This window comes from Bradyrhizobium sp. SZCCHNRI1029 (assembly GCF_032487555.1).
GTDB lineage: Bacteria > Pseudomonadota > Alphaproteobacteria > Rhizobiales > Xanthobacteraceae > Bradyrhizobium.
Window position 1 is genome coordinate 517,166 of record NZ_JAUEUK010000003.1, and the last position, 25,207, is coordinate 542,372.

Annotated in this window: 24 protein-coding genes; 4 read left to right on the top strand and 20 right to left on the bottom strand. The window is 65.8% G+C overall.

The window, feature by feature from the left end; genetic code table 11:
* Nucleotides 1-3 precede the first annotated feature (3 nt).
* The 3 genes from QW861_RS11560 to QW861_RS11570 all read right to left on the bottom strand — a co-directional run bounded on the left by QW861_RS11560 (nt 4) and on the right by QW861_RS11570 (nt 4,003).
* On the bottom strand, nt 4-627 hold the full coding sequence (locus QW861_RS11560; RefSeq protein WP_315752935.1) for a glutathione S-transferase family protein: 624 nt from the start codon (nt 625-627) through the stop codon (nt 4-6).
* A 111-nt stretch (nt 628-738) separates the two neighbouring features.
* Entirely contained in the window at nt 739-2,340 is a 1,602-nt protein-coding gene (locus QW861_RS11565; protein WP_315752936.1) for an FAD-binding protein, read from the bottom strand.
* 1 nt (nt 2,341) lies between these two features.
* Complete coding sequence (locus tag QW861_RS11570; protein WP_315711412.1) at nt 2,342-4,003, bottom strand: acetolactate synthase large subunit; 1,662 nt, start codon at nt 4,001-4,003, stop codon at nt 2,342-2,344.
* A 155-nt stretch (nt 4,004-4,158) separates the two neighbouring features.
* Between QW861_RS11570 and QW861_RS11575 the strand changes: the two genes are divergently transcribed.
* Nucleotides 4,159-5,217, top strand: a complete 1,059-nt coding sequence (locus tag QW861_RS11575; RefSeq protein WP_315711411.1) for a LysR family transcriptional regulator — start codon at nt 4,159-4,161, stop codon at nt 5,215-5,217.
* A gap of 21 nt (nt 5,218-5,238) precedes the next feature.
* Here the strand turns inward: QW861_RS11575 and QW861_RS11580 are convergent, their stop codons facing one another.
* The 13 genes from QW861_RS11580 to rpoZ form a co-directional block, all read right to left on the bottom strand.
* The gene (locus tag QW861_RS11580; protein WP_315752937.1) at nt 5,239-5,649 is read right to left on the bottom strand and encodes an ACT domain-containing protein; all 411 of its coding nucleotides are present in this window, start codon (nt 5,647-5,649) and stop codon (nt 5,239-5,241) included.
* A gap of 9 nt (nt 5,650-5,658) precedes the next feature.
* Nucleotides 5,659-6,645 carry a glutathione S-transferase family protein gene (locus QW861_RS11585; RefSeq protein WP_315752938.1) on the bottom strand — a complete coding sequence of 329 codons (987 nt, stop codon included), beginning with the start codon at nt 6,643-6,645 and terminating at the stop codon, nt 5,659-5,661.
* 148 nt (nt 6,646-6,793) lie between these two features.
* Entirely contained in the window at nt 6,794-7,840 is a 1,047-nt protein-coding gene (locus tag QW861_RS11590) for a DUF2278 family protein (protein ID WP_315752939.1), read from the bottom strand.
* Nucleotides 7,841-7,870: 30 nt separating this feature from the next.
* A complete protein-coding gene (locus QW861_RS11595; RefSeq protein WP_315752940.1) occupies nt 7,871-9,619 on the bottom strand; it encodes a phospholipase D-like domain-containing protein in 1,749 nt (582 codons plus the stop codon).
* 293 nt (nt 9,620-9,912) lie between these two features.
* Nucleotides 9,913-10,653 (bottom strand): DNA repair protein RecO, encoded by a 741-nt coding sequence (recO, locus tag QW861_RS11600; protein WP_315752941.1) that lies wholly within the window; start codon nt 10,651-10,653, stop codon nt 9,913-9,915.
* 145 nt (nt 10,654-10,798) lie between these two features.
* Nucleotides 10,799-11,179: a hypothetical protein gene (locus QW861_RS11605; protein WP_315752942.1), complete on the bottom strand. Its 381-nt coding sequence runs from the start codon at nt 11,177-11,179 to the stop codon at nt 10,799-10,801.
* A 2-nt stretch (nt 11,180-11,181) separates the two neighbouring features.
* A complete protein-coding gene (gene era / locus QW861_RS11610) occupies nt 11,182-12,108 on the bottom strand; it encodes a GTPase Era (RefSeq protein WP_315711401.1) in 927 nt (308 codons plus the stop codon).
* On the bottom strand, nt 12,098-13,183 hold the full coding sequence (gene rnc, locus QW861_RS11615) for a ribonuclease III (protein WP_315752943.1): 1,086 nt from the start codon (nt 13,181-13,183) through the stop codon (nt 12,098-12,100). The genes era and rnc overlap by 11 nt, the downstream gene beginning before the upstream one ends.
* Entirely contained in the window at nt 13,180-13,941 is a 762-nt protein-coding gene (gene lepB, locus QW861_RS11620; RefSeq protein WP_315711399.1) for a signal peptidase I, read from the bottom strand. Before lepB ends, rnc begins: the two co-directional genes overlap by 4 nt.
* 286 nt (nt 13,942-14,227) lie before the next feature.
* Nucleotides 14,228-14,647, bottom strand: a complete 420-nt coding sequence (gene acpS / locus QW861_RS11625; RefSeq protein ID WP_315711397.1) for a holo-ACP synthase — start codon at nt 14,645-14,647, stop codon at nt 14,228-14,230.
* Nucleotides 14,644-15,426: a pyridoxine 5'-phosphate synthase gene (locus QW861_RS11630; RefSeq protein WP_315752944.1), complete on the bottom strand. Its 783-nt coding sequence runs from the start codon at nt 15,424-15,426 to the stop codon at nt 14,644-14,646. The genes acpS and QW861_RS11630 overlap by 4 nt, the downstream gene beginning before the upstream one ends.
* A gap of 81 nt (nt 15,427-15,507) precedes the next feature.
* Nucleotides 15,508-17,808, bottom strand: coding sequence for a bifunctional (p)ppGpp synthetase/guanosine-3',5'-bis(diphosphate) 3'-pyrophosphohydrolase (locus QW861_RS11635; protein ID WP_315711393.1), 2,301 nt, complete (start codon nt 17,806-17,808; stop codon nt 15,508-15,510).
* A gap of 169 nt (nt 17,809-17,977) precedes the next feature.
* Entirely contained in the window at nt 17,978-18,370 is a 393-nt protein-coding gene (gene rpoZ, locus QW861_RS11640) for a DNA-directed RNA polymerase subunit omega (RefSeq protein WP_006612728.1), read from the bottom strand.
* A 347-nt stretch (nt 18,371-18,717) separates the two neighbouring features.
* Between rpoZ and QW861_RS11645 the strand changes: the two genes are divergently transcribed.
* Together QW861_RS11645 and QW861_RS11650 are read left to right on the top strand one after the other, a co-directional pair.
* Nucleotides 18,718-19,371 (top strand): NYN domain-containing protein, encoded by a 654-nt coding sequence (locus QW861_RS11645; protein ID WP_315711390.1) that lies wholly within the window; start codon nt 18,718-18,720, stop codon nt 19,369-19,371.
* Nucleotides 19,352-20,035, top strand: a complete 684-nt coding sequence (locus QW861_RS11650; RefSeq protein WP_315752945.1) for a uracil-DNA glycosylase — start codon at nt 19,352-19,354, stop codon at nt 20,033-20,035. Before QW861_RS11645 ends, QW861_RS11650 begins: the two co-directional genes overlap by 20 nt.
* Nucleotides 20,036-20,051: 16 nt before the next feature.
* Here QW861_RS11650 and QW861_RS11655 read toward each other — a convergent pair whose 3' ends face one another.
* The 4 genes from QW861_RS11655 to dapA are packed head-to-tail and all read right to left on the bottom strand — an operon-like array spanning nt 20,052 to nt 22,500.
* Nucleotides 20,052-20,636, bottom strand: a complete 585-nt coding sequence (locus tag QW861_RS11655) for a peroxiredoxin (protein WP_315752946.1) — start codon at nt 20,634-20,636, stop codon at nt 20,052-20,054.
* Nucleotides 20,637-20,692: 56 nt separating this feature from the next.
* The gene (smpB, locus tag QW861_RS11660; RefSeq protein WP_315711387.1) at nt 20,693-21,166 is read right to left on the bottom strand and encodes an SsrA-binding protein SmpB; all 474 of its coding nucleotides are present in this window, start codon (nt 21,164-21,166) and stop codon (nt 20,693-20,695) included.
* Nucleotides 21,166-21,582, bottom strand: a complete 417-nt coding sequence (mscL, locus tag QW861_RS11665) for a large conductance mechanosensitive channel protein MscL (protein ID WP_315711385.1) — start codon at nt 21,580-21,582, stop codon at nt 21,166-21,168. The genes smpB and mscL overlap by 1 nt, the downstream gene beginning before the upstream one ends.
* A 27-nt stretch (nt 21,583-21,609) precedes the next feature.
* Entirely contained in the window at nt 21,610-22,500 is an 891-nt protein-coding gene (gene dapA, locus QW861_RS11670; protein ID WP_315752947.1) for a 4-hydroxy-tetrahydrodipicolinate synthase, read from the bottom strand.
* 310 nt (nt 22,501-22,810) lie between these two features.
* On the opposite strand from dapA, the gene QW861_RS11675 reads away from it, so the two are divergent.
* Nucleotides 22,811-25,162: a lytic transglycosylase domain-containing protein gene (locus QW861_RS11675; protein ID WP_316193078.1), complete on the top strand. Its 2,352-nt coding sequence runs from the start codon at nt 22,811-22,813 to the stop codon at nt 25,160-25,162.
* The last annotated feature ends 45 nt before the right edge of the window (nt 25,163-25,207 follow it).

Sequence of the window (25,207 nt, forward strand, 5' to 3'; positions counted from 1 at the left end):
CGCTCAGGCCGCGACCGAGCGTTTCTCCGGCCACGGCTCGGCCCACGCCGGCAGCCGCATCAGGCCATCGAGCCAGCGCACGATGTTCGGAAACGACTCCATCGGCATCTCGGCCTCGCGCCAGTCGGTCGCCATCGAGGCGGCCGCGAAATCGGCGATGGTGAGCTGGTCGCAGGCGATGTGGCTGCGCGCCCGCAGGTGCGCATCGAGCACGGCGGCGAAGGTCTTCAGGTTGGCGACCTTGCCGGCCAGCGCGGCACGGTCGGGCGCACCGAGGCCGAACGTCTTGCGGACGATGTGTTCGAAATAGAACGGTCCGACCGCCGGCGCCCAGTGGCAGTCGTTCCAGGCCAGCCAGCGCAGCACCTCGATCTGCTCCCGCGGATTGCGCGCCGGCCACATGTCGCAGCTCTCGCGGATGCAGAGGTGCGCCATGATGGCGGTCGACTCCCACAGCACGGTGTCGCCGTCGACCAGCACCGGCGCCTTCATATTCGGGTTGAGCGCGGCGAACTCCGGCGTCTTCAGGCCGCGGCTGATGTCGATGAACTCGGCGGGGACGCCGAGATGCTTCACCAGCGCGAGCACGCGGCGCGGCGCCTGGGCCTTGATCCAGTAGATCTTCATGACGGGTCTCCATCTCCTGTGCCTTGAAGACGAACGTCGCAGCACCGGATCGACAGTGACAGAGCAAAAATTCAGCGGCGGTTCCGCCGACTCCTACGGTTCCCGTAGCCGTCACATCGCGCGCACCGCCGCCCGTGCGGTGAGAATGCAACCCGGCAGGAACGTGCCCTCCAGCGAACGCTTGCCCGACGCGCCGCCGCCGCCGAAGCCGGCGGCTTCGCCGACCGCATAGAGCCCGCCGATCGGCGCACCCGTGGTGTCGAGCACCCGGCTCTGCAGATCGGTCTTGAGGCCGCCGAGGCTCTTGCGGGTGATCAGTTGCATATGAATGGCGATGTAAGGCCCGGCGCCCGGGGCCTGCAGCGGCGCCGGCTTGCAGGTGCGGAGCTTGTCGGGGCCCCATTGCCGCGCGTGCAGGATGCGGCGCAGCTGGTCGTCATTGTGAAGCTTGTCGCCATTCCCAAAGTTCGCGTCGAAGGCGTCGGCGGTGGCCTGCAGCACCTCCGGCTTCACGTCGCCGGTGCCGGTCAGCGCATTCATCTTGGCGGCGAGACCGGTCAGCGTCTCGTCGACCAGGAAATGCCGGCTCTCGCGCTGCATCTGCCTGACCAGGCGACGATTGCCGAGCAGGGTCTCCTTGAGGAACATCGGCATCTGCTGGTCGCGGATGCGCGGATTGTGCTCGGCGCCGGAGATGGCGAACTCCTTGGCGGCGATGCGCCAGTTCAACAGATGCCACGTATATGGCTTCTCCTGCGCCGCGACGCGCTGGCACAGATCATGGGTGTCGAAGCCGGTCACCAGCGGCTCGGGCCCGATGCGCTCGCCCCTGTGATTGAGCCACAGCGCCGATTTGCACGGCACCAGCGACAGGCCATGGCCCTCGAAATGCGGAAACGGATGCGGGATGCCGGCGGCGTAGTTCCACATCTCGCCGGCATGCGTGATCTCGGCGCCGAACGCCTCGGCCGCGTGGTGATGCAACTTGCCGTCGGAGAACGGATGCGCGCCATTCAGCATCGCCGCCGGCAGCGGCCGGCCCTTGATCCAGTTGGCGCGGGCCTCCGCATGGCTGCCATTGAGGCCGCCCATCGCCAGCACCGTCAGCGGCGCGGCGATGCGGATTTCGGCGCCCGTCTCCTCGTTGACGGCAACAACGCCCGCCACGGCGCCGGCAGCACGATCGAGGCTGACGACGCGGTGACGGTGCAGCACCGTCAGCCTGCCGCCACCGTCGGCCCCGCGCATCGCTTCGATCATTACGCGCGTGAGCCGCTGCGAGGTGCCCCAGACGATGTGATAGCGCGGCAGCGCATTACCGTCGCCGTACCGGCCGCGCTCGACCCAGTTCACTGCCGGCATGAACGTCACGCCGTGCGCCAGCAGCCAGTCGTAGACCTCGCTGCGGGAATGCGCGACGTAGTAGCGCGCCCATTGCAGCGGCCAGTGCTCGGCGGCATCGAGCTCGCCGAACCTGATCCAGTCGCGCAACGCGATCTCCGGCGTATCCGGGATCTTCATGCGCGCCTGCAGCGGCGTGCCGATCAGCGCCATGCCGCCGAATGCCCACAGCGCCAGCCCGCCGAGCCGCTCGGGCGTGTCCCGGTCCACGATCGTCACCGACTTGCCGGCGCGCAGTGCCTCCAGCGCGGTGACGATGCCGGCAAGACCGCCGCCGGCGATGACAACATCGGATTGCAGCGTCGCGCTCATGTCACGGCGCGATCTTGCGCTTGAGCATCCGCGCCACCGGCAGCGGAACGCGGTCGAGCGATCCCAGGAGGTGCGGCAGGAGCTTCAGCTTGAGGCCGGTCAGCGCCGGCGGCACCATCGCCTCGATCAGATGGGGCCCCGGCCGCGCCAGCGCCCCCTGCAAGGCGCTGGTGAGTTCGTCCGGCGTGGTGACGCGGGTCGATCGCACGCCCATGCCGTCGGCGATCTGCGCGAGCTTGAGGACCGGCCCGTGCAGGTCGAGCTGCGCCCGCGCCTTCGGTCCGATCTCCTCGGCGCCGACCCGTTCCAGCTCGACGTTGAGCACCGAGTAGGAGGCGTTGTTGAAGATGATGGCGGTGACGTTGAGCCGCTCGCGCGCGATCGTCCACAGCGACTGGATCGTGTACATCGAGCTGCCGTCGCCGATCAGCGCGATCACCGGCCGGTCGGGACAGGCGATCGCCGCCCCGATCGCATTCGGCAGCCCCTGCCCGATGGCGCCGCCGGTCAAAGTGATCAGATCGTGGCGCGGCGCGCCCGCGGTGAATTTCGACAGCATCAGGCCGGAGCTGATCGCCTCGTCGATGATGATGGCGTTCTCGGGCAGGAGGTGACCAACGGCCTTGCAGACCTTTTCCGCGGTCAGCTTCTTGCCGCGCGGACGCCCGGGCCGCGAGGCCGGCGACAATGCCGGCGTGGCGCGCCCGGCCTCCAGGGCGGCGGCAAGCCTGGTCAGGCTGCACGCGGCGTGCTGCGCCGGCGTCGACAAGGTCAGCACCTTGCAGCCGTCATGCGGCAGATAGCTCTTCTTGCCGGGATAGGCGAAGAACGACACCGGCGCCTTGGCGTCGACCAGGATCAGGGTGTCGATCTCCTTGAGCTGGATCTGCGCCATCTCGGCGAGATAGGCGATCCGCTCGACGGCCGGCAGGCCCGCTCCACGCTGCATGCGTGTCGGAAACGTTTCGGCATAGACTTTCACACCGCAGGTCGCGGCGATGCGCGCGGCCGCCAGCAGCGACTCCTCGTGCAGCGCCGTGCCTCCGAGTAGAAAAGCGCTGCGGCCGCCCGCCCTGATCGCCTCGGCGACGGCCTGCACGGTCGCATCGTCCGCAGGCGCCGGCGGCTCGATCACCGGCGCCGGCTCGGCGACGCCGCCCTCACCCCAGGACACGTCGGCCGGCAGGATCAGCGTCGCGACCTGTCCGGGCCAGGAGCACGCCGCCTTCACGGCCGCCACCGCGTCGCGGCACAGCTCCGACGTCACCTGCGAGGTCCAGACGAATTCCGGCGAGACGTTGCGCGCGACGGTCTCGATATCGGACTGGAGCTGCGCGTCATACGGGACATGATAGGTGGCGTGGTCGCCGACGATGTTGACGACGGGCACCTTGCCCTTGCGCGCATTGTGCAGATTGGCGAGGCCGTTGCCGAGGCCGCAACCGAGATGCAGCAGCGTTGCCGCGGGCGTGCCGGTCATCCGGGCGTAGCCGTCCGCCGCACCGGTCGCCACCCCTTCGAACAGGCACAGCACGGCGCGCATCTCCGGCGCGGAGTCCAGCGCCGCGACGAAATGCATCTCGGAGGTGCCGGGATTGGTGAAGCAGACCCGAATGCCGGAATTGACCAGGGTCCGTATCAGAGCTTGTGCGCCGTTGGGCATGAGAAAAGCCTGTTGCGGGGAAACTGCCGCAGCTCGGGGCGACTTGGCCGGCCCCGCCATGGCATTTCCCCTGTTTGTATTTGTGCCATTTTGGAATTGACGGTCTCAGAAATCCAATGAATTGTTATGCTTTGATCAATGAGCTGGGGTCATCGATGCACACACCAACGTTGCGTCAGTTGCAGCAGCTGGTCTACCTCGCGGAAGAGCGGCATTTCGCCCGGGCCGCCAAGCGCGCCCATGTCACCCAGTCGGCGCTGAGCCGCAGCCTGCAGACCCTGGAGGACGAAGCGGGGATGCGGCTGTTCGACCGCAGCTCGCGCTCGGTGGAGATCACGGCGGTCGGCGAACGGCTGGTGGCGCGGGCGCGCTCGCTGTTGTCGGGCGCCGACGATCTCGGCCGCGAGATGCGGCTGTTGCGCTCGGGCGATGCCGGCCAGGTGACGGTGGGCGTCGGCGCGTTCACGGGCCTAGTGCTGCTGCCGGATGCGATGGCGCAGCTGTATGCCGAGCATCCATCCGTGCGCATCAAGCTGGTGCAGGACAATTGGCGCGCCCTGATGGACGTGCTGCAACAAGGCAAGCTCGATTTCTTCCTGGCGCACATCACCGACATCAGGACCGACGACAGCCTGGACCTCGAGCCGCTCGGAAGCCTTCCCGGCTACTTCTACTGCCGGCCGACCCATCCGTTGGCGGGGCGACGGGAGCTGTCGGCGCGCGATCTGGCCGGCCAGCACTTCGCCTCCGTCGCGCTGCCGCCGGACTTCAGCCGGCGGCTGGACGACCTGATCGCCGCGCCACGGGGACGCGGTTTCAATGTCGCCCTCGAATCCGAGAACGCCGGCCTGCTGGTGCAAATGGCGGTCCGCTCGGACGTCGTGCTCGTCGCGGGGGATGCGGTCGTCACCCACGAGCTGGCCTCCGGTCAGCTGGTCCGGCTCAATGTGGCCGAGCTGAAAGAGCCACGCGCATCCGACCTGCTGCTGGCGCAGTTCGGCATCCTGCGCCTGAAGGGCCGCACCCTGTCGCCGGCGGCGATGATGCTGATGGACATGGTGCGCGCGCAAGCCGCGCAAATGCTGACCGGACCGCGCCGGCCGCCGGCTCCGCGCGCCGCACGCAACGCGCATCGATCTCGGCCGAGATCACGCAAGAAGCCGGGTGCACCCCGGCGCAACCGGTCGCGAAGTCATACCAGGAGCAAAGCCTGACCGGGGCGTGGCCCTGCGCCATCATCCGACGGCCGCGCGGCGCGACATCTCCTCCAGAACCCGCATTGCCTGCTCTGCCTGCGCTTCGGGTACGAACAGGTGATCATGATGAAAGGCCGAGACCGCGTTGACACCGATGCCAGCAGCAGCCAGCGCCGCTGTCACCCTGGCGAGGAAGCCCACCGCGTCGAGCGCTGATAGCACCGACAGCGTGATCAGGCGCGAGGTGAAGCGATACGCCAGCCCTGCCCGTTCGGCGTCCTCGCGCCGGACGATGAGAGTGTCACCCTCGCGCTCCCGGAACAGCATCAGCGGCGACAGCATCGCGGCAATCGCATCGCCGGCGCTGAGCGTGCAGAACACGAAGACGCCATCCTGCAGCTCGGGAGCCATCGTGCGCAGCAGCGTATCGAGGTTGCGTTCGCCCGCCATGGATCCCCGTCAGTTCGCCGCCAGGCGCTCGCGCCCATGCGGCGAGGTGAAATCCTGCCGCGGCCCGACCGGGACGATGCCGGTCGGATTGATGGTGCGATGGCTCTCGTAGTAGTGCCGCTTGATGTGCTCAAAATTCACCGTCGCGGCAATCCCCGGCCATTGGTAGAGATCGCGCGTGTAGGCTGAAAGATGCCGATAGTCGGCGATGCGGCGGATGTTGCACTTGAAGTGGCCGACATAGACGGCATCGAAGCGGATCAGCGTCGTGAACAGCCGGATGTCGGCCTCGGTCATGGTGTCGCCGAGCAGGAAGCGGCGCGCCGACAGCCGCTCCTCCAGCCAGTCGAGCGTGGCGAACAGCGGGCCGATCGCCTCCTCATAGGCGGATTGCGTGGTCGCGAAGCCGCACTTGTAGACGCCGTTGTTCAGCGTGTCGTAGACGCGCGCATTGATGGCGTCGATCTCCTCGCGCTGGGCTTGCGGATAATAGTCGCCTTGCCTGGCGCCGACGCCGTCGAACGCCGAGTTCAGCATGCGGATGATCTCTGACGACTCGTTGTTGACGATGGTGCGGTTTTGCTTGTCCCAGAGCACGGGCACGGTGACGCGGCCGGAATAATGCGGCTCCGCGGCGGTGTAGACCTGATGCAGAAGGCCGGCGTGATTGACGCTGTCGGCCACGACGCCCGGCCCCTCGGCAAACGTCCAGCCCTGCTCGCGCATCAGCCAGTGCACGACCGATACCGAAATCATGTCATCGAGCCCCTTCAGCGCGCGCATGATCAGGGTGCGGTGAGCCCACGGGCAGGCCAGGCTGACATAGAGATGATAGCGGCCCGCTTCGGCCGCGAAGCCGCCGGTGCCGGATGGGCCCGGACGGCCGTCAGCCGTGACGAAGCTGCGGAACGCCGAATCCTTGCGGATGAAACGGCCGCCGGACGCCGCCGTGTCGTACCAGACGTCGTGCCATTGGCCGTCGACCAGGACTCCCATGACGCTCTCCTCTCACACCGTGGCCTGTGCGCAGGACTGCAACCTGCAGCCCCTTCGCCTGGGCCCTTACGTGACAGGAGTACACGTCACCCCGCCGCTGCGCCAGCAGAGAGCACGCTCCGAGAAGACGGCTCCGCCGAACACGCGGTCACGACTGGAACGGGATGGTGCGCCCCGGCTGCGCCGCCTGTTCCCGCGTATAGGAGACGCCGTGCACCTTCACGCCCGCGGCATTCAACAGCGTGATGATGCCGCCCCGGTTCGACAGCGCGACCGGCGCGACGATGGGCACCACCAGGGTGGCGCCGCGCCCGATCATGCCGCTCAGTTGCATGGCGTTCTTCTGCTTGTCCTTGATCTGCCAGCCGGTGAGATCGACGTCGACATCGGCGGTGTTCAGCAGCGTGACCGTCTCGTGCTCCGGCGTGCGCACGTCGTTGACATAGGCCGCGATGATCCGCACCAGCCCGTCGGGCACGTCGAGCGGCGGAATGTGGTCGCGGTCGGGAGGCGTATGCGGCGCGTTCGGGTAATCGGGATCGGGCGGAAGGATGACCCCTCCGCTGGCATCGTCCGAATGCCAGGCCTGGGTCTGGAATTTCAGGAAGATGGCGACCCATTGCTGCTGGCCGGGAAACTCGAAGAGCAGTCCGCCATCCTGCCAGGGACCGTTGTCCTTGGCATATTGGCCGGGCGGATTGCCCTGGTTGAAATGGATGTCGTGGATACCGCGGCCGGGCTTGAAGCCGAAATAGCGGTCCGCCTTCTCCTCCGGTCCCCATGCGACGCCGAAGGCATAGATGAGAGCCGTCTCGTCGGACATGGCGCGCTGAACGTAGGCGTCGATCTTCTCGTTGAGATCGTTGTCGGGGCCCGCGGCCGACAGCGGCAGCGGCTTCAGCTCCCATGGCTGCATCAGATTGCCCCGGATGAAATCGAGCGCCACGCCGCCGGGCTTGCTCTCCAACGGATGCAGCCCTTCCGAAAACGCCTTCAGGTCGTCGACGATTGGATGTTCGAAGCGCGAGCGGACCAGGAATTCGACCTCGCTGCCATCCTGGGAGCGGACATTGATGGCGATGCGATAGAGCTCACCGTCGGCGGAGACCTGCACCTGATAGTGCGGACTGCTTCCCGTCGCCAGACGATTGTTGATGGGCCGACCCTTGAGAAGCGAATAGTCGTTCAATGGCATGGTCGTCTCCAACTCTGTCCGTAGCGACATCTAGGACGAGAACAGCAATCGATCGCGTTCAGCCTGCGACCCCTCGACATAGAAGCGCTCGAACCAGGCCGGCTTGCCGGACAATGCGGTCGGCTTGCGCAGCGTGATCGCGGCAGGCGCGGATGCAGCGCGCTGCCGCTCGGACTTGCCGTGGAACGCGTCGCGCATCCGGTTGCGAAACTGCAGGTGATCGAACACGCGGGTGGCCTCGATCGCATAGGACGTCGCGATCTTTCGGTCCTCGATCATGATGAGATGGTCGCCGTTGCCCTTCTCGCCGCTCGGCGAGAAGTTGCTCGATCCGGTGAACACTTTCGCGGTCGGCAGGCTGAAATCGGTCACCAGGAATTTGTGATGGATGTTGCGGCCCTTGCCGCCGGACCATTCGCTGCGGAACGGCTCCGGCGCCTTGCTCGCGAGATAGGCGAAATCGACGAGACCGATCGAGCCGTCGGGCTTGCGCAGCTCCAGCGCGCCGCGCTTGTCGACCGTGCCGTAGCTGAAGATCGGCCGCTCCATCACGCGGTCGAACGCCTCCTTGGTCGGACCGTCGCCGAGCTGGCTCAGAAACGCGACCGAGTAGAACACCGACGAGGAGGCCTGATCGATCGCGGCCCGGATCGGATTGAGCGAGAGATCGGTGGCCTGATGCGGCGAGAAGCAGAGCTGTACGGTCGGCTTTCCCTCGGAATGGACGGCGTGCCATTTCTTGGAGAAATCATTCTTCCGGAAGAGCGAGGGGTCGTCGAAGGCGATGTCGAACATCTCGCCGAACAGCCCGGCGACGTCCTGCGAATGAAAGACCAGCATGTTGTTGGCCTGAATATAGAGGCCGCGGAAGGTGAAATTGGTCGAGCCGCAGAGCACCTTCTCGGGCTTGCCATTGCGGCGCGTGATCAGGACCTTGTTGTGCTGGAGATTGCTGAAATGCGTGCGCAGCACGGCAGCACCCGCCTGCTTGAAGCGCTTGGCGCTGCGCGATTCCGCGCTGCCGGGCAGCTTGTGGCTGTTATCCTTGGCGTTGGAGTCGTCGATGATCGCGCGCAGCCGCGGGCCGAACTGCTCCAGCAGGCCGATCACGTCGGGCTCATTGAGGTCATAGGCCATCACGTCGAGCGTGAGCCCGGGATCCGCCAGGGCGTCTTTCAAAAAGCCGAACAGGAGGTCGTAGGCCTCGAACCCCAGCCACTCATAGACGCTGTCGCCAGCCTCGTTGGTGAGGTCGAGCTTGTCGAAGCCCGGCCCGTCGCGGCTCTCGACGGGGATGATCTCGGCATTGTTGCCGAACTGATCGCGATAGGCCTGAGACGAGGCGAAGTTGCGGGTGAAACCGATGTCGATGAGGCCATCATAGGTGACCGCGCTCTGCGCAATGTCGAGCGTGAGGCCGGTCCCTGCCACGAGCGTGCCGTCGTTGCGCATGTGCTGCTTGGCGACGCGATACGTATAGACGCCATCCTTGGGCCGGTAGGGAAAGTGGATCCAGCGGAATTTCTGGAACGGTGCCTCGGTCGACGGGAAATTCCGGTTGCCGTCGACCTCCGCGCCGGCCCCGGCCGGATAGGAAAACGCGATCCTGTTGCGCAACTGGGAAAAATCCCGCGCGCCCGGCGACTTCACCTCGATCGAGAATCCGACAAGATCGGGTTCGGGCTCGGCGACGTCGAAGCCGATCATCGTCATGCGCTCTCCACGCCACAGCTTGGACGTGAACCCGTTGCTGGATTTGCTGTTCTCGAAATCGCTCATGATCGAAATGCCCCACGGTGATGAAAAAAGGCGCGCACGAAACGCATCTCGCCGAAGGGCTTCAATCTTCGCCAGGAGCCGCGGACGACGCAACCTCAAAATGATGTGAAAATGTTCATCAACCAGGATTGTTGCATGATCCTACGTCGGTCATGTGAAGGCGGATGTGAATGACGTCACAGTCGGAGACGGTATCCGGATCAGCTTTGCCGTGATGCCGGCGCGTGGGTCGTCAGTCTCGATGTTGGCGAACGAGCGCGCGGGCGCATGACGGCGAACGTCGAAAACGAGCCCTATCGCGAGGCGGGCCTTGCCCGCGTCACAGCGTTGATGAAGCCCTCGCGGGCGTCGGAATGGCCCTGCCCGCGCGGCTCCAACACGTGACGGAGAAGGAACAGGCCGGTCAGCCGGAAACCGTCGAGAAGATCCTGCTGCGACCAGCCATGGCCCTGCTCGCTCTCGCGCAGGAAGGGCGGCAACGGCAGCAGCCGGTCGGCCCATGGCGCGCCGGCCGTGCGCGACACCGCGCCGCCCGACTTCGGCGATACGTAGATCAGGTCCGAGGTCTCGCCGGTCGCAGCGCAGGAGTCGAGATCGAGCCCGAAGCCGAGTTCGGCGAGGATCGCCAGTTCGAAGCGCACGATGTGGACGGCGGCGCCGCCCGCATCCTCGAAATCATCGAGCGCATGTTCGAGCCGCAGATACATGTCTTCGTGCGGATCGCGCTCCGGCAACAGCCGGGCCAGCGAGGCAAGATGCGTCACGCCGTAGGCGCCGTGTTGCGCGGAGATCAGCCCCGCCGCCCGCAAGGTCAGCGCGTCGATGGCGTACATGCCGAGATGCTCGTCGAGCCGCGCGCGCCAGATCGCGCGCACCGTGTTGCCCGGCTGCAGGACCGGCCGCATGCGCTTGCCGCTCGCCCCGCGCACGAGACCGAGATGCCGGCCATGCTCGCGGGTCAGCAGCTCGACGACCGCCGAGGATTCGCCGTGCCGCCGCACGCCCAGCACGATGCCATCGTCGGTCCATTCCATGAAGCGAGCGGCCCCTCGGCAAACACCGTCATTGCGAGCGAAGCGAAAGCATCCAGCACGGCGCAGGACGTCCGGATCGCGTCACGCGCGAGGCGTCGCGCGCGGTCGCAAATTCCGCATGATCGGCGACATCAGCCCAGCCGTGTCACGCGTTGAACCAGCCGCGCGCATCGCCCGTGAACGAATAGTACAAGCCCATCGTCGTCAGCGCGCAGGAAATGACCTCGATGCCGGCATCGAGCGTCATGCCCTTCTGCCCGATCACCTGCACCAGGGAGATGTCGGACAGCACCAACGCCCCCAGCAGCACCCAGCGCGGCCAGTTCCTGCGGCGCTGCGCCGCCAGATAGACGAAATAGAACAGCAGCAGGATGACCACCCCGTTGAGCACGGTCTGCGCGGTGATCATGTCCTCGGTTACGTCGAAGGTCGGCGTCCGGTCGGAGACCGCAACCGACAGCGCGTCCAGCATCAGCGAGATGTAGAGCAGCACTTCGAACCACAACACGTTGCGCGGCACGCTCATTGTCATTCCCTGGGGAACTCGAGCCCCATCTCCCGGTAGCGGTCGGGATCATCGCCCCAGTTCTCACGCACCTTCACGAACAGGAACAGGTGCACCGGCACGCCGGTGATCTCTGCGATTTCCTTGCGCGCCTGCGCGCCGATCGACTTGATCGTCGCACCGCCCTTGCCGAGCACGATCTTGCGCTGGCTGTCCCGCTCCACGAAGATCGTCTGCTCGATGCGGATCGAGCCGTCCTTGCGCTCGGTCCAGCTGTCGGTCTCGACCGTGGACTGGTAGGGCAGCTCCTGATGCAGATGCGAATAGATCTTCTCACGGGTGATCTCGGCCGCGAGGTGCCGCATCGGCGCGTCCGACATCTGGTCCTCGGGATAGTGGAACGGACCGGGCGGCACCATCTCCGCCAAGGCCCGCCTGAGATCGTCGACCCCATCGCCGGAGATCGCCGAGATCATGAAGGTGCGCGCGAACGACAGCTTCTCGTTGGCAGCCGCGACCAGCGCCAGCAGCTTTTCGCGCGGCACCAGGTCGACCTTGTTGACCACCAGGATCTTCTCGTGCGCGACCGCGGCCGCCTTGTCGATGATGGCCTGCGCCTCGTCATCGATGCCCTTCTTGGCATCGAGCAGCACGCAGACGAGATCGGCATCATGCGCCCCGCTCCAGGCCGTCGTGACCATGGCGCGGTCCAGCCTGCGCTTAGGCGCAAAAATGCCGGGGGTGTCGACCAGGATGATCTGAGACGCGCCTTCGATGACGATGCCGCGGATCAGTGCCCGCGTCGTCTGTACCTTGCGCGAGACGATCGTGACCTTGGAGCCAACCAGCGCGTTGACGAGCGTCGATTTGCCGACATTGGGCGCGCCGATCAGCGCGACGAAACCGCAGCGGGTCCCGGCAGCCGGCACCGATTGTTGTTCAGCCGTCATTGCTGCCGCCGCTGACGCCTTCGCGCTCGATCATGACCGATGCCGCCACCTTTTCTGCCGCCCGCTTGGAGCCGCCGATGCCTTCGGCCGGCTCCAGCCCCGGCAGGTCGACGGCGACACGGAACTGCGGATCGTGATGCGGGCCGGTGCGCTCCACCTCCCGGTACACCGGGGTGGGCAGGCCCTTGCCCTGCGCCCATTCCTGCAGCACCGTTTTCGGATCGCGGAGCGGGCGCCGCGGCTTGTGCATGCGCTCGGTCCAGTTGCGCTCGACGAATCCAGCGGCGGCCGTGTAGCCGCCGTCGAGGAAGATCGCGCCGATCACCGCCTCGCAGACGTCGCCCAGCACCGACTTGCGCAACCGCGCCCCGGCGCCGGCGCCGACCGCGCCGAGCTTGATGTCGTCGAGCAGGCCGAGCGACTTGGCGACGTCGGCACAGCTCTCCTTGCGCACGAGATCGGCGAGCCGCTTCGACAGCTCGCCCTCGTCCGCGCTCGGAAACGAGCGGTACAGCATGTCGGACACAATCAGGCCGAGCACGTGATCGCCGAGGAATTCGAGCCGCTGATAGCTGTCGCCGCGCTTCTTGGACGATTTCAGCGCCGAGACGTGGGTAAAAGCGGTGCTGAGCAGCGACGGATCGGCAAAGTGATGGCCGATGCGCGCCTCGATCGCGGCATTGGCGGCCTTGTCCGCGGCCTTGGCGCCCTTGGCGGCGCTGGTCCCCGCGCTCTTGGTACGGCGACCGCCCTTCGCCTTGCTGCGCGGCTTGCTGTCGGAATCGGCCTCGGCAACGAGCGCGGTCGGGTCCGCCCCATCCTCGGTCGGGCGAGCGGGCACCGATTCGGACTCGACGGTCTTCATGTCTGGCTTGGAGACCGGCTTCGCGTCGGTCTTGGAATCGGCCTTTGGCTCGGTCTTGAGCTCGGTCTTGGGCTCGCTCTTCTGCTCAGGCTTGATCTCGGACTTCGGCCGCGACGCGGCCTTGGGCGTTGCCTCCAGCGCACCCGTGCCGGGTTGCGGGCTCGATGCGGCAGCCTGCGTGGTCTGGATTTCGGGTGAGTCGTCGATCATCGCACGAATTTGAAGATTCGATTCCAGCGCACCGATACCGGCCAGCGCCAGAACGCCCAGGCATGCTCGCCTTCGGCAATGGAAAAGAAGATCAGCTGCGCACGGCCGACGATGTTCTCGAACGGCACGTAGCCGACCTGGCTGAGGAAGCGGCTGTCGGTCGAGTTGTCGCGGTTGTCGCCCATCATGAAGAAGTTGCCGGCCGGCACGGTATACACCGCGGTGTTGTCGACATAGCCATTGTCGACGCAGTCCAGCGTCTCATAGCTGACGCCGTTCGGCAGGGTCTCCTTCCAGCGCTTGACGCGCGCGGTCGAGTCCGGCTGCCCGCAGGGATCCTCGCCGATGAAATCGGAGAGCCGCTCGCGCTGCACCGGCTTGTCGTTGATGTAGAGCAGCCCTTCGCGCACCTGGATGCGGTCGCCAGGCAGGCCGATCACCCGCTTGATGTAGTCGGTGGTGTCGTCCTTGGGCAGACGAAACACGACGATGTCGCCGCGGTTCGGCTCCGAGCCGAAGATGCGGCCCGAGAAAATCGGGGGCGACAGCGGAATCGAGTAGTGGCTATAGCCGTACGAATATTTCGATACGAACAGATAGTCGCCGACCAGCAGGGTCGCCTTCATCGATCCCGAGGGGATGTTGAACGGCTGGAATAGGAAGGTGCGGATCACCAACGCGATCAGCAGCGCATGAACGACGACACGAACGGTTTCACCGAGGCCGCTCTCAGTCTTGGTTCCGGAGGTCACGCTCATCGCTCTTTCAATGTCCCTTGGCGAATGGTCCGACGATTCGCCAGCCGTTGCCGAACACCCCTCCGTCCGCGAACACCATACCGTTCCGCGGCTTAAGGGAGTCTGTCCTGATTCTGGTGGTTAAGGCCAACTCCGGTTTGACCCAGAATCCGCCCGTGATGCAGCCGGTTCGATCCCGGCGGGTTTTAGACGACTGCGCGGGGCCGCGCAATCAATCGCCGTATCAAAACTACATAACTCGCTGGAATCGATCGCATTTTTGTTTTTCCTGCGGGGCGACCGCCCTTCAGGATGTCTCGCGGCGCACCGCCGAAATTATGACGAAGGCTTGCGCCAGCGGCCAGTCGTCGGTGATCGACAGGTCGATGCGCGGCTCGTGGCCCTCGGGAGTCAGCGCCTTCAGCCGTTCGGCTGCGCCGCCCGTGAGCTGCATGGTCGGCCGGCCGCCGGGCAGATTGACGACGCCCATGTCGCGCCACCACACCCCGTGACGGATGCCGGTGCCGAGCGCCTTGGCGCAGGCCTCCTTGGCGGCGAACCGCTTGGCGTAGGTGGCGACCACCATCTTCTCGTTCTTGGCCCGCCGCTCGGCCTTGGCGCGCTCGGCCGCGGTGAAGATCCGGTTCAGGAAGCGCTCGCCGTGCCGGTCCATCACCTCGGCCACGCGGCGGATGTCGATCAGGTCGGAGCCGATGCCGATGATCATGCCGATGTCCCCAGCCGCGCCCGGCCACGATCCATGGCCGCGCGCATGGTCCGGACGGTCTCGGCGAGGCCCACGAACAGCGCCTCCCCCATCATGAAGTAGCCGATGTTGAGCTCGACGATCTCCGGCAACGCCGCGATCCGCTCGGCGGTGGCATAGTCGAGCCCGTGGCCGGCATGGACCTCGAGCCCGGCCGCATAGGCCTGTCGGGCGCCGGTCACGATCCGCTCCCACTCCACCTCCGCCTTGTCGTGGTGGCCGTCGGTGATGGCATCGCACCAGCCGCCGGTGTGGATCTCGATCACGGGCGCGCGCAGCCGCGCCGCCATCTCGATCTGCGCCGGGTCGGCGGCGATGAACAGCGACACCCGGATGCCGGCATCGCTCAGCCGGGCGATCGCCGGCGCCAGCGCCTTGTGCTGGCCGACCACGTCGAGGCCGCCCTCGGTGGTCAGCTCCTCGCGCCGCTCCGGCACCAGGCAGCAGGCATGCGGGCGCGTCGCCAGCGCGATCCGCACCATCTCCTCGGTGGCCGCCATCTCGAAGTTCAGCGGCTTGGAGATCTCGGCCTTCAGCCGCGCCATGTCGTCGTCGCGGATGTGCCGGCGGTCCTCGCGCAGATGCGCCGTGATGCCGTCGGCCCCGGCCTCGATCGCGAGCAGCGCGGCGCGCACCGGATCGGGGCTGCGGCCGCCGCGGGCATTTCGCAAGGTGGCGATGTGGTCGACGTTGACGCCGAGGCGCAGCTTCGGAGGATGTGACTTTGACGGATCGGACATGGGCCGGCTCGCAGGACTTTCGAATAGACTAAGGCTTGTTTAGCGCATCCCGAAGCAGAACGCCGCAGCCATCCCCGCAGATTAGCCATTCACCCGGTCGACCCGCGCCACGATGGTCTTGGCGCGCAACTGGTTGATGATCGCCGAGAGATGCTTGAGGTCGTAGACCTCGAGATCGATCGTGAGCTCGGTGAAATCAGGCGAGCGGCGGCTCATGCTGATGTTGTCGATGTTGCCGTCATGCTCGGCGATCACGGTGGCGACCTGGGCGAGGCTGCCGGGCTCGTTGACGTTCTCGACGCGAATGCGCGCCGGAAAGCGCTGCGGCGAGGTCTCGTCGACATCCCAGCGCACGTCGAGCCAGCGCTCCGGCTCCTCCTCGAAATCCTTCAGCGCCGGCGACTGGATCGGATAGATCGTGATCCCCTCGCCCGGCGTCACGATGCCGACGATGCGGTCGCCCGGCACGGCGCCACCGTTCGGCGCGAACTTCACCGGCAGGCCGGAATTGAGCCCGCTGATCGGGATGGCGAACGGGCCGCGATGAGGCTCGGCCGCGGGCGCGGCAGCCTTGGCCGCCGGCGCGGCGGCCGTCTTCTTGGCGCCGTAGCGCACGACGCGCTCTTCCTTGTAGTCCGGATACATCGCGCGCGCGACGTCGGAGGCCTTGATCTCGCCGCGGCCGACCGCCGCCATCACGTCCTCGATCGAGGCGCGCGCCAGACGCGGCAGCGCGCCCTTGAGCTTGTCGTCGGCATATTCGAGCTTGGTCCGTTCGAACAGGCGTTCGACGATGCGCCGGCCCAGCCCGGCATATTGATCGCGCACGGCGGTTCGGGTGGCGCGCCGGATGGCGGCGCGTGCCTTACCGGTGATGGCGAGCGTCTCCCAGGCCGAGGGCGGCGCCGACTGCGCATCCGACGTCAGCACTTCGACCTCGTCGCCGTTCTGCAGCTCCGACGACAGCGCTGCGAACTTGCCGTTGATCTTGCAGCCGACGGCGCTGTTGCCGACGTCGGTATGCACCGCATAGGCGAAGTCGATCACGTTTGCGTGGCGTGGCAGCGCGATCAGCTTGCCCTTCGGCGTGAAGCAGAACACCTGATCGTGAAACAGCTCGAGCTTGGTGTGCTCGAGGAACTCTTCGGGGTTGGCGCTCTCCGAAAGGATGCCGATGGTGTGGCGGAGCCAGGCGAAGGCGTTCGATTCGCGCTTCAGCCGTTCCGTCGGCGAGGCGAGGTCGTCCTTGTAGAAGGCGTGGGCGGCGATGCCGAGTTCGGCGATCTGATCCATCTCCTCGGTGCGGATCTGCAGCTCGACGCGCTGCTTGCCCGGGCCGATCACGGTCGTGTGGATCGAGCGATAGTCGTTCTGCTTCGGCGTCGAGATGTAGTCCTTGAAGCGGCCGGGCACGACAGGCCAGGTCGTATGCACGATACCGAGCGCACGATAGCAGGATTCCAGATCCGGCATGATGACGCGAAAGCCGAAGATGTCGGACAGCTGCTCGAAGCCGATGGATTTGCGTTCCATCTTGGTCCAGATCGAGAATGGCCGCTTGCGGCGGCCGAACACCCGCGCGGTGAGGCCGTGCTCGCGAAACTTGCGGGCCAGCTGGCTCTCGATTTCGCCGATCAGGTTGCGGTTGCGCTCCGCCAGCGCATCGAGCCGCTGCATCACCACGCTGTAGGCCTGCGGGTCGAGCGTCCGGAACGAGAGATCCTCGAGTTCCTCGCGCATCTCCTGCATGCCCATCCGGCCCGCCAGCGGCGCGTAGATGTCGAGCGTCTCCTCGGCAATCCGCCGCCGCGATGCCTCCGGCACGAACTCCAGCGTGCGCATGTTATGCAAGCGATCCGCGAGCTTGACCAGCAGCACACGCACGTCGTCGGCGATCGCCAGCAGGAGCTTGCGCAGATTCTCGGCCTGCTTGGCCTCGCGCGAGACCAGCTCGAGCCGCTTCAGCTTGGTCAAGCCTTCGACGAGCGCACCGATCTCGGGGCCGAAGAAGCGGTCGATCTCGGCACGGGTCGCCTCGGTGTCCTCGATCGTGTCGTGCAGCAGCGCCGCGACGATGGTGGCGTCGTCCAGCTTCAGGTCGGTCAAAATGGCCGCGACCTCGAGCGGATGCGTAAAATACGGGTCGCCCGACGCGCGGGTCTGCGACCCATGCGCCTTCATGGCGTACACGTAGGCGCGGTTGAGCAGGTCCTCGTTCGTATCCGGATTGTAGGAGCGGACCCGTTCCACGAGATCGTACTGCCGCATCATGCGGGAGCGCGGCTTCGGCGGCCGCGGCCGCTCAGCCGGCGGCGGAGGCGCCAACGCGGCCGATTCGGCCGCCGCCTGCATCTGCTGAGGAGTGTGGCCCGAAACCACCATGGAAAATGACTAAACCTTTATCTTCGTGACCAAATCTGCCGGATGGCAGGCGCTCGGCGCAGCCCTATGGTAATCACGGAATCACGTTCAAATGCAAAGGCCCGGACGTGGTCCGGGCCTTCACATTCTCACAAGTTAGCTGGAGCTCGCGCTGACGGTGACGAGACCGTCACTCGTCCTCTTCCGGCTGCTCTTCCGGCGGAGCGAGGCCCTCGAGGCCCTTCAGCAGCTCTTCCTCGGTCATGCGCTCGACGGCGACCTCGGTGTCGTCGGCATCGACGCTGGCACCGGCCGAGCCGATCAGCGGCACCGTGTCCGGCTCCGGCTCGTCGACCTCGACGAACTTCTGCAGCGAATGCACCAGCTCTTCCTTCAGATCCTCGGGAGAAATGGTCGAATCCGCAATTTCCCGGAGTGCGACGACGGGATTCTTGTCATTATCTCTATCAATTGTAAGTTGCGATCCTGATGAGATCATGCGCGCGCGATGCGCGGCCAGGAGAACCAGGTCGAACCGGTTGTCGACTTTATCGATACAATCTTCCACAGTGACGCGCGCCATTGTCGCTCCGGTCCTTTGTGTGCTTAATATGCTGATTATGCTGGGCTAGTTATAGAGGCTGGCCGGCTTTCGCAAGGCAAAACTGGCGTCAGGGTTCGGTAAGGGGCAAGGAGTACCGAATTCGGCAACCTTGACTGGCGCTCCGTCCAGACCCGTGGAATTCGGGCCTTGGACAAGAAAACGCTTCATTACGTCGTCACAAGTGCGCCTTTGTTGCCCCGACCACTCCTGTTTGCGGTAACCTCACACCAGATGGACCGCCGACGCCTTGGCAGTATCTTGAAATGGAATGCGCGACCGACTGGAGTCGCGCCAAAAATAGAATCTAACTGAACGCGAGACACTGAATGTCATCTTCGACCAACAAGATTGCGCTCTTCATTGACGGCGCCAACCTATACGCCACGGCCAAGACGCTCGGCTTCGACATTGACTACAAGCGCCTGCTCAAGGAATTTCAGAGCCGCGGCACGCTGCTCCGCGCGTTCTATTACACCGCGATCATCGAGGATCAGGAGTACTCGTCGATTCGGCCCTTGATCGACTGGCTCGACTACAACGGCTATACGGTCGTCACCAAGGCGACGAAGGAATTCATCGACGCCAGCGGCCGGCGCAAGGTCAAGGGCAACATGGACATCGAGCTCGCCGTCGATGCCATGGAACTCGCCGAGCATATCGACCAGATGGTGCTGTTCTCGGGCGACGGCGACTTCCGTTCGCTGGTCGAAGCGATGCAGCGCCGCGGCGTTCGCGTCACCGTGATCTCGACCATCTCCAGCCAGCCGCCGATGATCGCCGACGAGTTGCGCCGCCAGGCCGACGTCTTCACCGACCTCATGGAGTTGCAGTCCAAGCTCGGCCGCGACCCGTCGGAGCGCCCCGCCCCGCGCGAGCCGCGCCACCATTCCCCGCAATTCCTGCAGCGCTCGACCACGGCGCCCGCCCGCGCCACGACCACCACCACCACCACGCCCAACGATGACGATTTCGAGGACTAGGCGGACGGGCACTCAGCCTGCGCCGCCTGCCCCGTCTTCGACCAATCCCGATCGAGACTGTCCGCTGTGCCCTCGCCTCGTTGAGTTCCGCGAGGCGCAGCGCGCGCGTGAGCCGTCATGGTTCAACGCCCCGGTGCCGTCGTTCGGCGATCCCGACGCGCGCCTCCTGATCGTCGGCCTCGCGCCAGGGCTGCAGGGTGCGAATCGCACCGGGCGCCCGTTCACCGGCGACTATGCCGGGGAGCTGCTCTACGGAACGCTGCTGCACTACGGATTTGCAAAAGGCCGCTTCGAAGCCCGCCCCGACGACGGGCTGACGCTGGTGGACTGCCGAATCAGCAACGCGGTGCGCTGCGTGCCGCCGCAGAACAAGCCGCTGCCGGCCGAGATCAACCAATGCCGGAGCTTCCTCGGCGCCACCATCGCCGCGATGCCTCGGCTGCGCAGCATCGTCGCGCTCGGCCGCGTCTCCCACGACACGCTGCTGAAGCTGCTGGGCTTGCGCGCGGTCGCGGCGCCGTTCGCCCATGGCGCCGTGCACCAGGCCGGCGGGATCCGGCTGTACGACAGCTATCACTGCTCACGCTACAATACGAACACCGGCGTGCTCACGACCGAGATGTTCCACGCCGTGTTCGCGCGCGTGAAGGCGGATCTGGATTAGTTCGGCCGCCCCACCCTCACGCGGCAGATGCGCGGTTGTCCTTCAGCCACGCCAGCACGTCGCCCGCGTTCCTGACCGGTGGAAACACCGGATAGAACACGTGGGTGATCCGGGCGTCGTCCACGATCATGGCAAGCCGCTTGATCATGGTCAGCCCGGCGATCTCCATCGTCGGCAACCGCAGGGCATTGGTCAGCTCGAGCTTTTCGTCCGACAGCACCGGAAACGGCAGGTGCAGGCGCGAGGCCATCTCGGTCTGATAGGCATTGCTCTGCGTCGACAGGCCGAACACATGCGCGGCGCCGGCCGATTTCAACTCGCCGAACAGGTCGCGGAAGCTGCAGGTCTGCGGCGTGCAGCCGCGCGCACCCGGGATCATGTCCCAGTCCTCGACGAGCGACACCTTGCCGGGTTCGCCGGTCCGCGGATAGGCGAACACGACGGTCCGTCCAGGCAGATCGGACAACGTGACCAGCGTGTCGTCGGTCGCACGCAGTCCGATCGCGGGAATGATCGTCCCGACCAGATGATCGGCTGCGCCGTCGTCGGTCGGAGCCGGAATCCGGCTCCAGTCGACGTCCAAGAGGTTCTTCTGATTCATCGGATGCTTTCCCAAGGCTCAGGCGTGCCGCCGAGGAGCGCGCGGTAAAGGTCTCGTTAGCCGCGCGCCCGCAGCAGCCGGCCCTTCTCGCGGCCCCAATCGCGCTTCTTCTCGCTCTCGCGCTTGTCGTGCAGCTTCTTGCCCTTGGCGACGGCGAGCAGCAGCTTGGCGCGGCCCCGCTCGTTGAAATAGAGCTTCAGCGGGATCAGCGTCATGCCTTCGCGCTCGACCGCGCCCATCAGCTTGTTGATCTGCTTGCGATGCAGCAGCAGCTTGCGCGGCCGCTTCGGCTCGTGATTGAAGCGATTGGCCTGCAGATATTCCGGAATGTTGGCGTTGATCAGCCAGATCTCGCCGTTGCGCGAATCCGCATAGGATTCCGCGATCGTCGACTTGCCGCCGCGGACCGACTTTACCTCGGTGCCGGTCAGCGCGATGCCGGCCTCGATGGTGTCCTCGATCGCGTAGTTGAACCGCGCCTTGCGATTCTCGGCGGCGACCGTGATCTTGGGTTCGTTCTTTTCAGCCATCAGGACTTTTTCAGGAGATCACGGATCTCGGTCAACAGCTCGACCTCGGCCGAGGGCTTCGCCGGCGCCGCGGGGGCTGCCGCTTCGTTCCGCTTCAACCTGTTTATCACACGGATGATCATGAACAGCACGAAAGCGATGATGAAGAAGTTCAGGGTCAAGGTCAGGAACTGTCCATAGGCCAGCACGGCACCCTGCTTCTTCGCGTCCGCAAGGTTGCTCGCATTGACCGTCTTGGACAGCGGGATGAAGTAGTTCGAGAAATCGAGGCCGCCGGTGATGGCGCCGATGATCGGCATGATGACATCGGCGACGAGCGAGGTGACGATGGCGCCGAAGGCCGCGCCGATGATGACGCCGACGGCGAGGTCGACGACGTTGCCCTTCATCGCGAATTCACGGAATTCCTTCAACATGCTCGCGTCCCCCTCAGATACGTCGGCTCAGTTGATCAGTCCGGCATGAACCATCGCCTCGCGCACCGCGACCCGGGTCGGCTCCGACACCGGCACCATCGGCAGCCGCAGCTTCTCCTCGATCTTGCCGAGCAGCGACAGCGCGTATTTCACCGGCGCCGGGTTGGACTCGATGAACAGATTGGTGTGCAGCGGCATCAGCTTGTCGTGGATCTTCAGCGCCGTTGCGACATCGCCCTTCTGCCAGGCCTGGTGGAATTCCGAGCACAGCCGCGGCGCGACATTCGACGTCACCGAGATGCAGCCATGGCCGCCATGCGCCATGTAGCCGATGATCGTCGCATCCTCGCCCGAGAGCTGGTTGAACTCCTCGCCCATCGCGGCGCGCTGCTGCGACACCCGCACCATGCTCGCGGTGGCATCCTTCACGCCGGCGATGTTCTTCAGCTCGAACAGGCGCTTCATGGTGTCGACGGACATGTCGATCACCGAGCGCGGCGGAATATTGTAGATGATGATCGGAATGCCGATCGCATCGTTGATCGCCTTGAAGTGCTGATACAGGCCTTCCTGCGTCGGCTTGTTGTAATAGGGCGTCACCACCAGCACTGCGTCCGCCCCCGCCTTCTCGGCGTGCTGGGCGAGCTCAACCGCCTCCTTGGTCGAATTGGAGCCGGCGCCGGCGACGACGGGCACGCGTCCCCGGGCCTCGGCGATGCACCACTCGACCACCCGCTTGTGCTCGTCATGACTGAGCGTCGGGCTCTCGCCCGTCGTGCCGACCGGCACGAGGCCGTTGGTGCCCTCGTCGATCTGCCAGTTCACAAGGCTGCGAAAAGCGGCCTCGTCCACGGACCCGTTCTTGAAAGGAGTGACCAAGGCGGTGAAAGAACCCCGGAAATTCGTCTTGGCTGCCATGAAACTCCCTCCCAAACGCCGTTTGGCCCCTGTGCGAGCCACTTCATACCGGGTCTACCGACGGCGCGGAAGGCCCGCCCGCGGCTGGGCTGCCTTCTCAACAGGCACACGAATCGCGCGAATCGCCTTGCCGAGGCCCGCGATCACCCTTCGCTGAAGCCCCGCGGCCCGCACGCCGCCCTTCGGTCGTGATTTCGCCGCGGTGTTGGCGCAGGTTGCAGTCCTTCCCGGTATATTTAGGATTTGTTCACCTTTTCGATAGACCCATGTTGGTCAGGGGATCGAAGTCATCCGCCGCAAAAGGAACGCCGTGCCCTTTTCTGCCCGCGCCACTGCATTGCGATCGACCGCCCTGTCGGTGTCACTCTCGGTGTCCTTGGCCGCCGGCCTGACACTCGGATGGGCTCTCGCCGGACATAGCGCTCTCGCCAAGGACCAGGCCGCTGGGTCCAAGGTTTCGGGATCCAAGGCTCCCGCGACCAAGGTTCCGGTGCCGAAGGCGCGTCCGATCGCGCGCAGCGCGGTTCCGAAGACGAACACCCACGAGGCCGCCGGGACCAAGAGCGAGGTCGACGCGCGGGCCGAAGCGAAGGCCGAGGTCAAGAGCAGCCCCAAAGGCGCCGGCGAGACGCCGCGCGCGGCCCCGAGGGACATCACCCCCAGCGCGGCGGCTGCAAGCCTGCCGGCCCGCCAGCATGCCGCCCTGCCCGCCTCCCGCAAGCTCGTGGTGCCGGCTGCGATCGCCGTGACGTCCTCGACCTCGCAGTCCGACAAGGACGCGCTCGAAAACGTGATCGAGCTCGTCCGCAAGCGCAAGCCCAGCGATGCCACCGAGGTCGTGCAGGCGATCTCGGATCCCGTGGCGCGCAAGCTCGCGGAGTGGGTGATCCTGCGCAGCGACAACAACAATGCCAGCGTGGAGCGCTACCGCGCGTTCATCACCGCCAATCCGTCCTGGCCGTCACAGACCTTCCTGCGGCGCCGGCTCGAGGCCGCCTTGTGGGACGACAAGCGCGACGATGCCGTGGTGTGGTCTTGGTTCGAGAACGAAACGCCGCTGTCGGCCAAGGGCAAGTTCGCGCTGGCCCGGGTGATGCTCAATCGCGGCGACCGCGCCAATGCCGAGCGCCTGGTGCGCGATGCCTGGCGCAACGACGCGATGTCCGAGGAGACCGAGAACAACATTCTGGATCAGTACGGCGCCCTGCTGTCCGGCGGCGATCACAAGGCGCGGATGGACACGCTGCTGTATGGCAGCGAGCACGAGGCCGCGATGCGCGCTGCCCGGCGGCTTGGCTCGGGCCACGTGGCGCTCGCGAAAGCGCGAATCGCGGCCTATCGCAAAGCCTCCAACAGCCAGAGCCTGCTCGATGCCGTGCCGCGCGAACTCCACGGCGATGCAGGCTACATCTTCAGCCGCATCCAGCTGCTGCGGCGCGACGAAAAATTCGCCGAGGCGGCGCAGCTGATGCTGAACGCGCCCAAGGATCCCGGCCGCCTGCACAATCTGGACGAATGGTGGATCGAGCGCCGACTGCTGGCGCGCAAGATGATCGACACCGGCGAATATCGCAGCGCCTACCTGATCGCGCGCGACGCGGCGCTGCCGAACCGCGACATCTACAAGACCGAGCAGGAATTCACCGCGGGCTGGATCGCGCTGCGTTTCCTCAACGATCCGGCCACCGCGGCCCAGCACTTTGCACGGATCGGCGTCGGCAGCGTCAATCCGACCACCCTGGCTCGGGCCGGCTATTGGCAGGGCCGCGCGGCAGAAGCGATGGGGCGCATGCAGGAGGCGCGCGCGGCCTATACGTCGGCCGCCGAGCAGTCCACGAGCTACTACGGACAGTTGGCGCGCGCGAAGCTCGGCCTGCCGCAGCTCGGCCTCAATGCCGCGCCGAGCGGCCGCGGACGCGGCGTCGAACGGCTCGAGGTGGTGCGCGCGGTACAACTGCTCTACGAGCTCGACGAGGGCGAGGTCGCGATCCCGATCTTCGCCGACATGGGCGATAACGGCGACCCCGACGTGCTGGTCGGAATCGCGGAAATCGCCGCGCGAAACAGCGATGCGCGAGCGATGCTGCTGGTCGGCAAGGCCGCGCTCAATCGCGGACTGCCGTTCGATCATTACGCCTATCCGGTCACGGGCATCCCCGCGTTCCGGGCGCTCGGGCCGGAGGTCGAACAGAGCGTGATCTTCTCGATCGCGCGCCAGGAGAGCGCCTTCAACCAGGCCGTGGTCTCGCCGGCTCAGGCCTACGGGCTCATGCAGGTCACGCCGGATGCGGGTCGCTACGTCTGCAAGCGCGCCGGCGTCAGCTTCGATCTGAACCGGATGAAGACCGACCCGGTCTACAACGCGCAGCTCGGCGCGGCCGAGCTTGGCGGCCTGCTCGAGGACTATCGCGGCTCGTACATCATGACGTTCGCGGCCTACAATGCCGGCCGCGGCAGCGTACGGAAATGGGTCGAGCGGTATGGCGACCCACGCGATCCGAAGGTGGACGCGGTGGATTGGGTCGAGCTGATCCCGTTCGCGGAGACCCGCAACTACGTGCAGCGGGTGATGGAGAACCTGCAGGTCTATCGCGCCCGCTTCGGCGGCGGCTCGCGGCTGCAGATCGAGGCCGATCTGCGCCGCGGCGCTGTGGTGGAGTAGCGAGTAGCGAGTAGCGAGTAGCGAGTAGCGAGTAGCGAGTAGCGA

What these genes read in the sequence shown, in the direction of transcription:
- QW861_RS11645 (WP_315711390.1), top strand. Translation starts at nt 18,718, where the DNA reads ATGTCATCTTCGACCAACAAGATTGCGCTCTTCATTGACGGCGCCAAC.
- rnc (WP_315752943.1), bottom strand. Translation starts at nt 13,183, where the DNA reads ATGATCGACGACTCACCCGAAATCCAGACCACGCAGGCTGCCGCATCG.
- QW861_RS11585 (WP_315752938.1), bottom strand. Translation starts at nt 6,645, where the DNA reads ATGGGAGTCCTGGTCGACGGCCAATGGCACGACGTCTGGTACGACACG.
- mscL (WP_315711385.1), bottom strand. Translation starts at nt 21,582, where the DNA reads ATGTTGAAGGAATTCCGTGAATTCGCGATGAAGGGCAACGTCGTCGAC.
- QW861_RS11575 (WP_315711411.1), top strand. Translation starts at nt 4,159, where the DNA reads ATGCACACACCAACGTTGCGTCAGTTGCAGCAGCTGGTCTACCTCGCG.
- QW861_RS11635 (WP_315711393.1), bottom strand. Translation starts at nt 17,808, where the DNA reads ATGGTGGTTTCGGGCCACACTCCTCAGCAGATGCAGGCGGCGGCCGAA.
- QW861_RS11595 (WP_315752940.1), bottom strand. Translation starts at nt 9,619, where the DNA reads ATGAGCGATTTCGAGAACAGCAAATCCAGCAACGGGTTCACGTCCAAG.
- rpoZ (WP_006612728.1), bottom strand. Translation starts at nt 18,370, where the DNA reads ATGGCGCGCGTCACTGTGGAAGATTGTATCGATAAAGTCGACAACCGG.
- dapA (WP_315752947.1), bottom strand. Translation starts at nt 22,500, where the DNA reads ATGGCAGCCAAGACGAATTTCCGGGGTTCTTTCACCGCCTTGGTCACT.
- recO (WP_315752941.1), bottom strand. Translation starts at nt 10,653, where the DNA reads ATGGAATGGACCGACGATGGCATCGTGCTGGGCGTGCGGCGGCACGGC.
- QW861_RS11630 (WP_315752944.1), bottom strand. Translation starts at nt 15,426, where the DNA reads ATGTCCGATCCGTCAAAGTCACATCCTCCGAAGCTGCGCCTCGGCGTC.
- QW861_RS11605 (WP_315752942.1), bottom strand. Translation starts at nt 11,179, where the DNA reads ATGAGCGTGCCGCGCAACGTGTTGTGGTTCGAAGTGCTGCTCTACATC.
- QW861_RS11650 (WP_315752945.1), top strand. Translation starts at nt 19,352, where the DNA reads ATGACGATTTCGAGGACTAGGCGGACGGGCACTCAGCCTGCGCCGCCT.
- QW861_RS11580 (WP_315752937.1), bottom strand. Translation starts at nt 5,649, where the DNA reads ATGGCGGGCGAACGCAACCTCGATACGCTGCTGCGCACGATGGCTCCC.
- smpB (WP_315711387.1), bottom strand. Translation starts at nt 21,166, where the DNA reads ATGGCTGAAAAGAACGAACCCAAGATCACGGTCGCCGCCGAGAATCGC.
- era (WP_315711401.1), bottom strand. Translation starts at nt 12,108, where the DNA reads ATGACGGCTGAACAACAATCGGTGCCGGCTGCCGGGACCCGCTGCGGT.
- QW861_RS11655 (WP_315752946.1), bottom strand. Translation starts at nt 20,636, where the DNA reads ATGAATCAGAAGAACCTCTTGGACGTCGACTGGAGCCGGATTCCGGCT.
- QW861_RS11570 (WP_315711412.1), bottom strand. Translation starts at nt 4,003, where the DNA reads ATGCCCAACGGCGCACAAGCTCTGATACGGACCCTGGTCAATTCCGGC.
- QW861_RS11560 (WP_315752935.1), bottom strand. Translation starts at nt 627, where the DNA reads ATGAAGATCTACTGGATCAAGGCCCAGGCGCCGCGCCGCGTGCTCGCG.
- acpS (WP_315711397.1), bottom strand. Translation starts at nt 14,647, where the DNA reads ATGATCATCGGCATCGGCTCCGACCTGATCGACATCCGCCGCGTGGCC.
- QW861_RS11565 (WP_315752936.1), bottom strand. Translation starts at nt 2,340, where the DNA reads ATGAGCGCGACGCTGCAATCCGATGTTGTCATCGCCGGCGGCGGTCTT.
- QW861_RS11590 (WP_315752939.1), bottom strand. Translation starts at nt 7,840, where the DNA reads ATGCCATTGAACGACTATTCGCTTCTCAAGGGTCGGCCCATCAACAAT.
- lepB (WP_315711399.1), bottom strand. Translation starts at nt 13,941, where the DNA reads ATGAGCGTGACCTCCGGAACCAAGACTGAGAGCGGCCTCGGTGAAACC.